Origin of the sequence: Amycolatopsis kentuckyensis, from assembly GCF_041679295.1 — a bacterium.
Classification (GTDB): Bacteria; Actinomycetota; Actinomycetes; order Mycobacteriales; family Pseudonocardiaceae; genus Amycolatopsis; species Amycolatopsis kentuckyensis_A.
This window is the reverse complement of the sequence record NZ_JBGDMD010000026.1, coordinates 1-13,251: the sequence shown is the minus strand read 5'-3', so window position 1 is coordinate 13,251 and position 13,251 is coordinate 1. Positions and strand designations below refer to the sequence as shown.

At 71.3% G+C, this 13,251-nt stretch carries 9 protein-coding genes; 7 read left to right on the top strand and 2 right to left on the bottom strand.

What is annotated here, in order from left to right:
- Nucleotides 1-4 precede the first annotated feature (4 nt).
- Nucleotides 5-2,122: a hypothetical protein gene (locus ACERZO_RS49560; protein WP_372673024.1), complete on the bottom strand. Its 2,118-nt coding sequence runs from the start codon at nucleotides 2,120-2,122 to the stop codon at nucleotides 5-7.
- 113 nt (nucleotides 2,123-2,235) lie between these two features.
- Complete coding sequence (locus ACERZO_RS49555; protein ID WP_372673023.1) at nucleotides 2,236-2,961, bottom strand: FadR/GntR family transcriptional regulator; 726 nt, start codon at nucleotides 2,959-2,961, stop codon at nucleotides 2,236-2,238.
- A 142-nt stretch (nucleotides 2,962-3,103) separates the two neighbouring features.
- Between ACERZO_RS49555 and ACERZO_RS49550 the strand changes: the two genes are divergently transcribed.
- The 7 genes from ACERZO_RS49550 to ACERZO_RS49520 are packed head-to-tail and all read left to right on the top strand — an operon-like array spanning nucleotide 3,104 to nucleotide 13,224.
- Nucleotides 3,104-4,702: an ABC transporter substrate-binding protein gene (locus tag ACERZO_RS49550; RefSeq protein ID WP_372673022.1), complete on the top strand. Its 1,599-nt coding sequence runs from the start codon at nucleotides 3,104-3,106 to the stop codon at nucleotides 4,700-4,702.
- A 13-nt stretch (nucleotides 4,703-4,715) separates the two neighbouring features.
- Nucleotides 4,716-5,675: an ABC transporter permease gene (locus tag ACERZO_RS49545; protein ID WP_372673021.1), complete on the top strand. Its 960-nt coding sequence runs from the start codon at nucleotides 4,716-4,718 to the stop codon at nucleotides 5,673-5,675.
- Complete coding sequence (locus tag ACERZO_RS49540) at nucleotides 5,672-7,576, top strand: dipeptide/oligopeptide/nickel ABC transporter permease/ATP-binding protein (protein WP_372673020.1); 1,905 nt, start codon at nucleotides 5,672-5,674, stop codon at nucleotides 7,574-7,576. The genes ACERZO_RS49545 and ACERZO_RS49540 overlap by 4 nt, the downstream gene beginning before the upstream one ends.
- Complete coding sequence (locus ACERZO_RS49535; protein ID WP_372673019.1) at nucleotides 7,573-8,511, top strand: oligopeptide/dipeptide ABC transporter ATP-binding protein; 939 nt, start codon at nucleotides 7,573-7,575, stop codon at nucleotides 8,509-8,511. The genes ACERZO_RS49540 and ACERZO_RS49535 overlap by 4 nt, the downstream gene beginning before the upstream one ends.
- On the top strand, nucleotides 8,511-9,434 hold the full coding sequence (locus tag ACERZO_RS49530) for a dihydrodipicolinate synthase family protein (RefSeq protein WP_372673018.1): 924 nt from the start codon (nucleotides 8,511-8,513) through the stop codon (nucleotides 9,432-9,434). Before ACERZO_RS49535 ends, ACERZO_RS49530 begins: the two co-directional genes overlap by 1 nt.
- On the top strand, nucleotides 9,434-11,395 hold the full coding sequence (locus ACERZO_RS49525) for a beta-galactosidase (RefSeq protein ID WP_372673017.1): 1,962 nt from the start codon (nucleotides 9,434-9,436) through the stop codon (nucleotides 11,393-11,395). The genes ACERZO_RS49530 and ACERZO_RS49525 overlap by 1 nt, the downstream gene beginning before the upstream one ends.
- Before the next feature lie 2 nt (nucleotides 11,396-11,397).
- Complete coding sequence (locus ACERZO_RS49520; protein WP_372673016.1) at nucleotides 11,398-13,224, top strand: exo-alpha-sialidase; 1,827 nt, start codon at nucleotides 11,398-11,400, stop codon at nucleotides 13,222-13,224.
- The last annotated feature ends 27 nt before the right edge of the window (nucleotides 13,225-13,251 follow it).

The following is a 13,251-nucleotide window of genomic DNA, read 5'->3' as shown; positions in this document are numbered from 1 at the left end:
CCCCTCAGGCCGGGTAGACGTGGTAGGCGGCGGTGATCGTCTCGGTCACGGTCGCCCCGGCCGCGTCGGACGCCGTCACGCGCAGCGAGACGTCCGTGCCGCGGAAAGCCTCCGTGACCGCGGCGAAGTCCGCGTGGAAGACCCCGCCGCCGCGCGCGGTGACCGGTGCGTCGAGCCAGGCGGTGCCGTCGGTCGAGTACTGGACCGTCGCGCCGGTGACGGGCGAGGCGACGCTCTGCTGCAGGTGCCCCACGCTCAGGTCGAGGCTCTGCGGCCCGGACACCGTGGAGCCGTCGGGCCGCAGCCCGCCGACGGCGTACCCGAGGGTCAGCATCGGCTCGACCGCGCACGACCGGTCGACGCCACCCCGCAGGCGCAGGCAGACCAGCGCCGCCGGGAGCTGCGCGCCCTCGACGTGCTGGGACTTCCACGTCCACTCGGTGTGGGTCGCGGTGCTCTGGTGGTACATCGGCCCGGTGCGCCCGGCGTCGACCGTCAGCCCCAGGGTCGACGGCCCGGCCGCCACCGGCTGCTCCAGCGTGAGCTCGGTGTTCCCGACCGGGCTGCCCTCGGCGATCGTGGTGCCGTCCTGCGTCAGCGCGTAGTGCCCGGTGATGGTGTCCCTCGCCTCGCCGTAGAAGCCCAGCCCGGTGTGCCCCGGCTGGTTGTCGCTGAACGGCGTGATCGACAGCCGCAGCAGGTCTCCGGCCCTCGTCGCGGCCGGTGCCACCGGCGCGCTGCCGTCGTCCAGCGGCAGCAGCGCGACCTCTCCCGCCGGGTGCAGCGGGAACTTGTTCCACTCCTCGGTGACCGCCGACCCGCCCCGGTAGGCGTGGAACGGCTCGTACTGGCCGCCGGCCCAGCCGGGGAACGGCCCGGGCAGCACGTACTTCGAGAACCCGCCGAACCAGCGCAGGTCCGGCGCCGCCGAGACGTACTCGACCTGCTTGCGCGGCAGCTGGATCGGGTGCGAGACGCGGCCGCTGACGTCCTCGAACGAGAACATCCCGCTGCGCTGCCGCAACCCCAGCGACGAGTACTCGCTGAAGTAGGTCGACTCGACCGCGGCGACGTCCTTCGCCGTGATCACGTACCGCTGCTGCGGAATCGTGCCGGTGCTCGCCTTCTGCAGCACGTATTCGTAGGGCGTGCCCGGCCCCGGTGGGGACACGAGCCTGCTGTACGGGTACGTCTGCAGCGCGCCCGTCTTCACCGGGACGGCCGTCGGCGAGACCGCGATCGGCACGCCGGGCCCGGCGTCGAAGTCGACGAGCAGCGCCGGCCCCGTCTCGGCCGCGCGGCGGAACAGGAACCCGGTGTCGTCGAGCAGCGCCGGCCGCGGCGTCACCCAGGTCAGCTTGCTCGACGCGCGGGAAGCGTCGACACGGACGGTCTTGTCCGCCTTGACCGCGAACTCGGGTTGCGCGCTGAAGCGCACCTCCGTCGGGTTGCCGTCGGCGTCGGCGGTCCAGAACAGGCCGAGCGCACTGTAGTTCCCGTCGGGAACGCTGAACTTCGCCGTGCCGCCCGAGAAGTAGTTGACGCTCTCGTTCGGGTCGAGGAGGTTCCCGTCGTCGGTGTTGTAGAGGAACGCGACGCCGGTGTCGGCCGGCTTCCCGGCGATGTCGGTGGCGTCGACCGAAACCGTGCGCATCACCGAACGCGGCTGGACGGCCGGGCTCGCTCCGGGCAGCGCGAAACGCGCACCGCCCGCGAAGAGCCCTTGGCCGCCGAAGCGCCCGCGCGCGTTGTCCTCTTTGAACTGCTTCGCCAGCGCGGGCCCGAACGTCGCCGGGTCGGCGGGCAGCGGCGCGCCGGCCAGCAGCGCGCCGACGTCGAACAGGCTCAGGTCCAGCCCGCGCCCGAGGTAGGGCAGGGCGGTGCCGGGGACCTCGTAGTCGCGGTCGCCGAGCCGCAGGTGCACGAGCGTCCGCGCCATGCCCTTCTCCGCGGCGGGCCGGATGTCGAACAGGGACCGGCCGTCGGCGGTGGTCCGGACGCTGACGCGCTCGCCGGTGATCAGGGTGGCGGACGTCGAGGGCGCCGCGGCGCCGGCCGGTGGGGGAGCGAGTCCCACGAGCCCGGCGAGCGCGACCCCCAGGACGGACAAAGTTCTTCGCACTGGCACCTCCGTGTGGTGGTTGATCACCACTACCGACGGGCCAGCCGCCCGGGTCGTTGAGACCGGTTCTCGATCTTGGCGGGAATTACCTCGAACGGCTCAACGACGCATAGTCAGGACCGTACGGCCGGAACCGGCCGGGCGACGCCGAAACCGCCGTACGGACCGGCTTTCGCGCGCTTGCGGACCTCGTCGAAGTGCCGGTGCACGGCTTCGGCCGCGGCGTCCGCGTCCCGCAGCAGGAGCGCGTCGACGATGGCCTGGTGCCGCTTCGCCGTGGCCGTCGGGGACGAAGCCGGGCCGCCCAGCTCGCTTTCGGCGATCCGGTAGACGTCCCAGAACAGCCCGGTGAGCTCGCGGGCGAGGTCGAACCCGGCCTCGGCGCAGATGAGGTCGTGGAACTCCCGGTCGGCCTCCGCCGCGTCCGGACCCTTGCGCTTCATCCGCCCGACGCAGGCCTGCAGCTCCTCGACCAGGCCGGGCCGGTGGTCGGTGGCGACCCGGCGGGTCAGCTCGGTCTCGAGCATCTCCCGCACCTCCAGGAGGTCGCGCAGCCGCCCGACGTCGGTGGCGCCGCGGGCGCGGGTGCGGAACAGCAGCCACGTCTGCAGCGACTCCGACCCGGCGGAGCCGACGAATGTGCCGTAGCCGTGGCGGATCTCGACGATGCCCAGGGCCTGCAGGGCCTTGATCGCCTCGCGGATGGAGTTGCGGCTGACGCCGATGTCCTCCATCAGGCTGAGCTCGGTGGGCATGGGCGCCCCCGGCGGGAGCTCCCGCTCGACGATCAGGTCGATGATGCGCTTGGTGATCTCTTCGCTGCGCTGCGGACGGGCCACTGCTGTCCTCCCCGGGTGCGTCGTGAGAGGACATCCTACGTCATACGTCCAGAAGGGTTGACCGGCACGCGAAGCCATCCTAGGCTCACGCCGGTCATAGGACGTCCCATGTCCTACCGTTCGAGGCCCGCAGGAGACAGCGATGTCCCAGAGCCCGTCGCTCAGCCGCCGCCAGTTGCTGCGCTACACCACCTTCGCCGGGGCGGCCTTGGCGTTCCCCACCGTCCTCGCCGCGTGCGGCGGGCCGGCGTCCACCAACAAGACCGGCAGCTCGGCGGGCTCGCTGACCGCCGTGATCGGCTACGGCAACAACCAGACGTGGGACCCGCTGCAGACGGCGTCCGCGTTCTCGATGGCCGCGATCCTGCACTGCTACGAGTCCCTCGTGGAGGGTGATCCGATCACCCGCGCCCCCTTCCCCGGCCTGGCGAAAGCGCTGCCCGCCGACACGAGCGGCACCAGCCTGAAGTTCGAGCTCCGCGACGGCGCCAAGTGGCACGACGGGCAGCCCGTGACCGCCGACGACGTCGTCTTCACCTACGCCCGGGCGCTCGACGAGAAGGAGAACGTGCTGATCCACAGCTTCTTCTCGCACTGGCTCCAGGAGGTCCGCAAGACCGGCGACCGGTCGGTCGAGTTCGTCCTCAAGTTCCCCTTCCCGTACGCGCTGCAGCGGATCCAGTGCTGCAAGATCGTGCCGAAGCACGTCTACGACGGCAAGTGGGACGACGCCAAGGGCGGCAAGGTCGTCGGCTCCGGGCCGTACAAGGTCGTCGAGCAGGCGCCGCTGTCGCACACCAGCTTCGAGAAGTTCGCCGACTACAACGGCCCGCGCCCGGCGGCCTACGACAAGATGCTGTGGAAGTCCATTGTGGACTCCGCCCCGCGCGTCGCCGCGATCTCCGGTGCCAAGCCGGACGCGCAGATCGCCGAGAACATCCCGGCCGCCAACGCCGACCAGCTCCGCAAGGCCGGCCGCACGGTCGAGTTCGCCGACGGCGGCAACAACCTCTTCCTGCTCTTCAACACCGCGCACGCGCCGTTCGACAAGAACCTCGTGCGCCAGGCGCTGCACTACGCCATCGACAAGCAGAAGATGATCGACATCGGCCTGAAGGGCGCCGGTTCGCCCGGGACGTCGTTCATCAACCCGAAGCTCCCGTCGTCGCAGCCGGCGTCGCAGGACTTCGTCTACAACCCGGAGAAGGCCAAGCAGCTGCTGCAGCAGGCCGGCGTGAGCAACCTCAAGGTGACGCTGTCCACGACGAACACCTCGCTGGTCGCCGACTGCGTCAAGGTGATCAAGGAGGGCTGGGACGCGATCGGCGTCCAGACCACTTTGGACTCCCAGGACACCAAGGCGCTGTTCTCGAAGCTGGACGCGGGCGCGGACTTCCAGGTCGTGGCGACGACGAACAACCCGCTGCAGTTCGGCAACGACCCCGACCTGATGATCCGGTACTACTACGACGCCAAGTCCATTCTCACGAGCAAGTACGCCCGGTTCACCGGCGCCGACGCGCAGTCGCTGCTCGCCCTGCAGGACCAGGCCGCGGCCGAGACCGACGAGGCCAAGCGGACCGCGCTGAACAAGCAGCTGCTGGACCGGATCTCCGAGCAGGCCGTCATCTACCCGGTGGTGTTCACCCAGCTCGGCACGGCGTGGGACCCGAAGGCCATCACCGGCGTGCGCGCCCAGGGCTACCCGGGCATCTACCTGAACCAGGCCAAGCCGGTCTAGGAGGAGAACACCCGTGGCCGTCGTCGCCCGGATGCTGCTCAGCCGCATCCTCGCCCTGATCCCGCTGCTGCTCGGCGTGATCCTGTTCGTGTTCATCGTGATGCGGTTCGCGCCGACCGACCCGGCGCTGGCCGCGTTCGACGGCGCGAACGCCACCGCCGAGCAGCTCCAGCAGTTCCGGCTCGAGAACGGGCTGCTGGACCCGCTGCCGCTGCAGTACGTCCACTTCGTCTGGCACTTGGTGCAAGGCGACTTCGGCACCAGCGTGATCACCAAGCAGCCGGTCGGCGAAACCATCGCCACCGCGCTGCCGCTGACCGTGCAGCTGACCCTGCTCGGCCTGGTCATCGCGCTGGTGACGGCGCTCGTGCTCGGCGTGACGTCGGCGTTGTTCCGCGACCGCTGGCCGGACAAGGTGATCCGGGTGGTCACCCTGGCCGGCGTCGCCGCGCCGGCGTTCTGGGTGGCGCTGCTGCTGGTGCAGTGGCTGGCCGTGGACCAGGGCCTGTTCCCGACCAGCGGCTACGTCAGCCCGGCGGACTCCTTCGGCGGCTGGCTGAACTCGCTGACGCTGCCCGCGGTCTCCCTGGCGCTGCCGGTGGCCGCCCAGCTGACCCGGGTGATCCGGACGTCGATGGTCGAGGAGCTGGACAAGGACTACGTCCGCACCGCGCGCGGCGGCGGCCTGCCGCCGGTGGTCGTGGTCGGGCGCAACGTGCTGCGCAACGCGCTCGTCACCCCGCTGACCGTGCTCGGCCTGCGGGTCGGCTACCTGCTCGGCGGCGCGGTCGTGATCGAGACGATGTTCGCGCTGCCGGGGATGGGGCAGAACATGATCCAGGCCGTCAAGGACGGCGACACCGCCAAGGTCCAGGGCTTCGTCATCACGATCGCGATCGGGTTCGTGCTGGTCAACCTGATCGTCGACGTCCTCTACCTGATCGCCAACCCGCGCCTGCGGAGCCACGCGTGAGGCGGCTGCGCGGGTCCTGGCCCGCTCTCGCGATCCTCGGCGTCCTGGTGCTGGTCGCCGTGCTCGGCACGCTCGTGGCGACGCACAACCCCGACGCGCTCAGCACCGACACCGGCGGGCCCAGCGGCTCCCACTGGTTCGGCACGGACACCTCGGGCCGGGACATCTTCTCCCGGCTCGTCGCCGGCACGCGCTGGTCGCTCGCCATCGGCCTGGGGGCGGTGGCGCTCGCGCTCGTGTCGGGAGCGGTGATCGGGGCGTTCGCCGCGACCTCGCACCGCCGGGTGGACGCGGTGATCATGCGCGTCCTCGACGTCATCATGGCGTTCCCGGGCATCGCGCTGGCCGCGGTGCTGGTCGCGGTGTTCGGCCACGGCATCCTGGTGCTGATCCTGGCCATCGGCTTCCTCAACACGCCCCCGGTGGCCCGGGTGATCCGGGCGAACGTCCTGGCCCAGTACGGCGAGGACTACGTCGCGGCCGAGCACGTCATCGGTGCGAAACGGTTCTTCGTGCTGACCCGGCACGTCGCCGTCAACTGCGCCGCGCCGGTGCTCGTCTACTGCACGGTCACGGTGGCCGACGCGATCGTCTTCGAGGCGTCGCTGTCGTTCATCGGCGCCGGCATCCAGCCGCCGGACCCGTCGTGGGGCTCGGTGCTCGCCGACGGCAAGGACCTGGTCCTGACCGGCGGCTGGTGGGCGACGCTGTTCCCCGGCCTGCTGATCCTGGTCACGGTGCTGGCGCTGAACATCCTGTCCGAGCGGATCTCCGACGCCTGGGCGGCGCCGTCGGCCCGCGCGGTCAAGGCGGCCGAAGTCGCGAAGGCCGTCGAAGCCCGCGACGACGCCGACACCGCGCCCGTCCTGCCGATCGCCGGGCTGCGCGAAGCGGGGGAACGGCTCGCCCGCACCGCCCGCTCCCTCGACCACCGCGAGACGGTCCTGGAGGTCGACCGGCTGCGGATCGCGTTCCCCGGCCGCCACGAAGGCGTCGACGTCGTCGACGGCGTGTCGTTCAGCGTCCGCGCCGGGGAAGTCCTGGGCCTCATCGGCGAGTCCGGCTGCGGCAAGACGCTCACGGCGCTGTCGATCCTCGGCCTCCAGCCGCCGACGGCGAAGGTGTCCGGCCAGATCCGGTTCGCCCAGCGGGACCTCCTGGCCCTGCGGCCGGGCGAACGCCGCCGGCACCTCGGCCACGACATCGCGATGATCTACCAGGACGCGTTGAGCTCACTCAACCCGGCGATGACCATCCGCGCCCAGCTCAAGCAGTTCACCCGCCGCGGTGGCACCCGCACCCCGGCCGAGCTCCTCGAACTGGTCAACCTCGATCCGGAGCGGACGCTGCGCGCCTACCCGCACGAGCTGTCCGGCGGCCAGCGCCAGCGCGTGCTGATCGCGATGGCGCTCTCGCGGGACCCGAAGCTGATCGTCGCCGACGAGCCCACCACCGCCCTCGACGTCACCGTGCAGGCGCAGATCATGGCGCTGCTGCTGCGGCTGCAGGAGGAACTCGGGTTCGCGCTCGTCCTCGTCTCGCACGACCTCGCGCTGGTGTCCGAGATCGCCGACCGCGTCGTCGTCATGTACGGCGGGCAGGTCGCGGAGCTGGGCGCCACCGCCGAGGTCGTCGGCTCGCCGAGGCACCACTACACGCGCGGCCTGCTCAGCGCCGTGCTGTCGCTGGAGGAGAACGAGGCCCGCCTCACCCAGATCAAGGGTGTCGTCCCGGCCCCGGCCGAGTTCCCGGCCGGCTGCCGGTTCGCCGACCGCTGCCCGGCCGCGCGCGCCAAGTGCCACGACGAAACGCCGGTCCGCTTCGGCGAGCCGGTGGACCACCTCGTCGCCTGCCACTTCCCGGCGGTCGACATCGCGCGCGAAAAGGAGGCAACGGCGTGAACCTCCTCGAGGTCGACGGCGTCCACGTCGTCCACAGGATCCGCGGCCGCGGCCTGTTCGGCCACCAAAACGTGTACGCCCTGACCGATGCCCACCTCGTGGTCAACCCGGGCGAGACGATCGGCGTCGTCGGCGAGTCCGGCTGCGGCAAGTCGACCCTGGCCAAGGTGATCGTCGGGCTGCAGCGGCCGACCGCGGGAACCGTGCGCTTCCGCGGGGAGCCGCTCGTCTCCGGGCGCGAGGTCGGCATGGTCTTCCAGGACCCGTCGACCGCGCTGAACCGGCGGCTCGCCGTCGCCAAGATCATCCGCGACCCCCTCGACGTGCACCGCGTGGGGACGCCGGCCGAACGCGACGACCGTGTCCGGGAGCTGATGTCCCTGGTCGGGCTGCCGGCGAGCGTCGCCGACGCCGTGCCGGGCCAGCTGTCGGGCGGCCAGCGCCAGCGCGTCGCCATCGCCCGGGCGCTGGCCCTGCGGCCCGCGCTGCTGGTCGCCGACGAGCCGACGTCCGCCCTCGACGTCTCGGTCCGCGCCCAGATCCTCAACCTGCTGCTCGACCTGCGCGAACAGCTGGAACTGGCGATGGTGTTCGTCTCCCACGACATCCAGACGGTGTCCAAGATGAGCGACCGGATCGTCACGATGTACCTGGGCCGGATCGTCGAGGAGGCGCCGGTGGGGGCGCAGGCCCGCCACCCGTACACGCGGGCGTTGTTCTCCGCGACGCCGAGCCTGCTGCACCCGGTCGAGCCGATCGTCCTGACCGGGCCGGTGCCGTCGGCGACCAATCCGCCGAGCGGCTGCCCGTTCCGCACCCGCTGCCCCAAGGCCACCGACGAGTGCGCGGCGGAGCTGCCGCCGCTAGCCGCGGCCGAGGGCGGCCACACCTACCGCTGCATCCATCCCGAGATCCCTACCGGAGTGAGCGCCTGATGCCGAAGTTCGCCGGAATCGTCCCGCCGCTGTGCACGCCGTTGACCGACGACTTCGGCGTGGACACCGACTCGCTGCGGCGCCACGTCGAGTTCCAGCTCGACGCCGGCGTGCACGGCGTCTTCGTCCTCGGCTCCTCCAGCGAGGTCGCCTTCCTGCCCGACGCCCAGCGCCGCGTCGTCGTCGAAACGACGGTCGACCAGGTCGCCGGCCGGGTCCCGGTGCTCGTCGGCTGTATCGACATGACGACCTTGCGGGTCGCCGAGCACATCAAGGTGGCCGAGGCCGCCGGGGCCGACGCCGTCGTCGTCACCGCGCCGTACTACACGCGCACCCACGTCGCCGAGGTCGACCGGCACTTCCGCCTGCTGCACGAACGGACCGCGCTGCCGATCGTCGCCTACGACATCCCGGTGGCGGTGCACACGAAGCTCGACGGCGGGATGGTCCTCGACCTGGCCGCCGACGGCGTCCTCGCCGGGCTCAAGGACTCCAGCGGCGACGAGGCGTCCTTCCGCGCCGTCCTGCTCGGCAAGCGCGACCGCGGCCTCGACTCCTTCGCGGTGTTCACCGGCTCCGAACTCGTCGTGGACGCGGCCCTGGCGATGGGTGCCGACGGCGCGGTCCCGGGCCTCGGCAACGTCGACCCGGTCGGGTACGTGCTGATCCACGACCATTTCAAGGCCGGCAACCTCGCCGCGGCCCGCCGCGAGCAGGAACGCCTGCTGAAGCTGTTCTCGATCACGGCCGTGGCGCCGCCGAGCCGGATGGGCCGCGGCTCGGCCGGGCTCGGCGCCTTCAAGGCCGCGATGAAGCTGCGCGGGTTCATCGACAACGCTGTCATGGCCCCGCCGCAGCTCCCGCTGGACGACGAGGAACTGCTGCGGATCAAGGAGAAGCTCGCCGAAGCGGGGCTGCTCTGATGCTCCGCTACGGCGCCGACTACAACCCCGAGCACTGGCCCGAAGAGGTCCGCCGGGAAGACCTGAAGCTGATGGCCGAAGCGGGCGTCACGATGGTGACGGCGGGGATCTACTCGTGGGCCGGCGTCGAACCCCGGCCGGGGAAGTACGACTTCGGCTGGTTCGACGCCGTCATGGACGGCCTCGCCGGCGCCGGGATCAAGGTGTGCCTGGCGACGATGACCGCGTCCCCGCCGCCGTGGCTGACCCACGCGCACCCGGAGATCCTGCCGGTGCGCGCCGACGGCGTCCGGCTTTCGCCCGGGGCGCGGCAGCAGTTCTGCCCGTCGAGCCCGGTCTACCTCGCGCACGCCGCCCGGCTGGTCACGGAGCTGGCGACGCGCTACGCCGGGCACCCCGCGTTGGCGATGTGGCACGTCGGCAACGAGTTCGGCTGCCACGTCCGGGCGTGCTACTGCGACGAGTCCGCGTCGGACTTCCGCGTCTGGCTGCAGGACCGGTACGGCACGATCGAGGCGCTCAACGCGGCGTGGACAACCACCTTCTGGGCCCAGCGGTACTCCACCTGGGACGAAATCCTGCCGCCGCGTGTGGCCCCGACGTTCCCGAACCCCGCGCAGCAGCTGGACTTCCACCGGTTCTCCTCCGACGCCGCGCTCGGCTGCTTCCTCACCGAACAACGGGTGTTGCGCCGCGTCACGCCGGACGTCCCGATCACGACCAACTTCGTCGGCCTGGTCCAGAAAGCCCTCGACTGGCACCTGTGGACGCCGCACGAGGACGTCGTCAGCCTCGACTCCTACCCCGACCCAGCCGACCCGCGGGCCCACGTCGAAGCGGCGTTCGCGTACGACCTGGTGCGGTCCACAAAGGACCAGCCCTGGATGCTGCTCGAACAGGCGCCGAGCGCGGTGAACTGGCGGCCGCGCAACAGTCCCAAGCCACCCGGGGCGATGCGGCTCGGCAGCTGGCAGGCCATCGCGCAGGGCGCCGACGCCGTCCTGTTCTTCCAGTGGCGCCAGACCAGCGGCGGCGCCGAGAAGTTCCACTCGGCGATGGTTCCGCACGGCGGCCGCGACACGCGGACGTTCCGCGAGACCGCCGCTTTGGGGCAGGAACTGGCCCGCGTGCCGGAGCTGGCCGGGACGCGCGTGCGTGCCGACGTCGCCCTGCTGCACGACTGGCCGAGCTGGTGGGGGCTCGAACTCGACTCGCACCCGGCCCAGCTCGACTACCTGGAGACGCACCTCGCGCACTACGCGCCGCTGTTCGACGCCAACGTCACCTGCGACGTCGTCCACCCTTCGCGGGACCTCACGCCGTACAAGCTGGTCGTCGTCCCGAACCTGTACCTGCTGGAGGAGGCGGCCGCCGACAACCTGCGCGCGTACGTCGCGGGCGGCGGGCACGTCGTGGTGTCGTACTTCTCCGGCATCGTCGACGGCTGCGACCGCGCGTACCTGGGCGGCCATCCCGCGCCGCTGCGGGACATCCTGGGCCTGCGGGTCGACGAGTTCTGGCCCCTGGACGGGTCCGTCGACCTGGGTTTCACCGACGGAACAACGGGTTCCGGGGCGATCTGGGCCGAGTGGATCGAACCGGAAGGCGCCGAGGTCGTCGCGTCGTTCGCCTCCGGCGAGCTGGCCGGGCGGCCGGCGATCACGCGGCACGCCTTCGGGGACGGCGTCGCCTGGTACCTCGGCACCCGGCCCGACCTCGCGTCACTGTTGGGCCGCGTGTGTTCGGAGGCCGGGGTGACGCCGGTGCTGGAGACCCCGCCCGGTGTCCAGGCCGTCGTCCGGCACGGTGAGGAAAGCGCTTACCTGATCCTGCTCAACCACGGCACCGAGCCGGTCACCGTCGACCTGCCGCAGCCCGTGCCCGACCTGCTGACCGACCCGTCGCGGCCGGTCCACGAGGTCCGGCTCGCCCCGCGAGGTGTCGCCGTCCTGAAGGGATGAGAATGAGAACACTGGGGAGATGGGCCGCTTTGGTGGCCCTGGTGACGAGCACGCTGCTCGCGGTGAGCCCCGCACAGGCCGCGCCGCAGCTCGACCAGCAAGTCCTGTTCAAGGCATCGCAGGATCCGGGGTACAGCTGCTTCCGGATCCCGGCGATCGTCGAATCCACCCACGGCACCCTCCTGGCCTTCGCCGAGGGACGCATCGACAACTGCGGCGACACCGGCGACATCGACCTCGTGCTCAAACGCTCCACCGACGGCGGGAAGACGTGGTCGCCGCTGCAGGTGGTCAACCGCGGTGGCGGGGACACGCACGGCAACCCGGTGCCCATAGTGGACAGCCGGACCGGCCGGATCGTGCTGATCACGACATACAACAAGGGCCGCACCGACGACAAGGCCTGCGACGTCCCGTGCCCGCGCACCCCGCACTCGCAGTACAGCGACGACGACGGCCTGACCTGGTCGGCGCCCGTCGACATCAGCGCGCAGGCGAAACTGCCGGACTGGGACTCCTGGTACGCGTCCGGCCCGGTGCACGGCATCCAGCTGACCCACGGCAAGCACGCCGGCCGGCTCGTGTTCGGCGTCAACGCGGAAACCAGCGACGGAACGCATTCGATCGAGAACCACGCCGGGCTCGTCTACAGCGACGACGGTGGGCGCAGCTGGCACGTCGGCGCCGTGAACAGCTACCCGCACCCGGTCGGCGGGACGTACACGCAGAAGCCGTCCGAAGTCACCGTCGTCGAGCTGCCCGACGGCTCGATCTACGCCGGCGGCCGCGAGCAGGGCGGCACCGACATCGGCAACCGCGACTACGCGATCAGCCGCGACGGCGGCGAAACGTTCACCAGGTCCTTCACCACCATCCCCGACCTGGTGACACCGATGGTGCAGGGCTCGATCCTGCGCGTCGGCAACCGCCTGCTGTTCTCCTCGCCGTCGGACACCGACCGGCGGCGCTGGATGATGATCCGGTCGTCCTACGACAACGGCCGGACGTGGGAAAACGCCGAGCAGGGCACGCAGATCACGACGGACTGGTCGGGGTACTCGGACCTGGTGCAGATCAGCGGCTCGACGATCGGGCTGATGTACGAAGGCGGCGCCGTCGACGCGCGGGACGAGATCCGGTTCGCGCGCTTCGACGAGTCCTACTTGGGCCGGCACAACTCCGCGGGTCCGTCCACACCGGACGTCTCCGGGCACGCCGACGCGCGGGTGCTCGGGGGCGCGTCCCTTGCGGCCGGCCGCTTCGGCGGCGCGGTGACGCTGGACGGCGTCGACGACTACGTCCGCGTGCCGTACGACCCGGCCCAGCCGCCGGGCGACGGCGACCTCACGTGGACGGGGTGGTTCTCCTACGGCGCCACGAAGGGCAACCAGGTGCTGTTCTGGCTGGGCGGCATGGGCACGACCGCGCCGCAGCTGTGGTTGCGCGGCGAACCGGCCAACCACCGGCTGATCGCGATGACGACCACGGCGGCGGGAAGCGCGTCGATCGCTTCCGCGCAGGCGTACGACGACCAGGCCTGGCACCACGTGGCCCTCGAGCGGACCGGCGGGAAGCTGCTGCTGTGGGTCGACGGCGTCCAGGTCGCGTCCGGGGCGGCGGCGGCCGGGTCGGTGAGCCAGACGGTGTCGTTCCAGCTGCAGCTGGGGCAGCGGCTGGACAACCAGTTCCGCTGGAACGGCTCGTTCGACGAGGTCCGCTTCTACCGCCGGGCCCTGGCGTCGTCGGAACTCGACGCGATCCGCCTGCGGAACGCGCCGGTGCCGGCCGGCCAGGTCCTGCGCCTCCCGTTCGACCGCCTCCACGGCTGAGGTGTCGTGAGTGAGAAACAGTGTCAG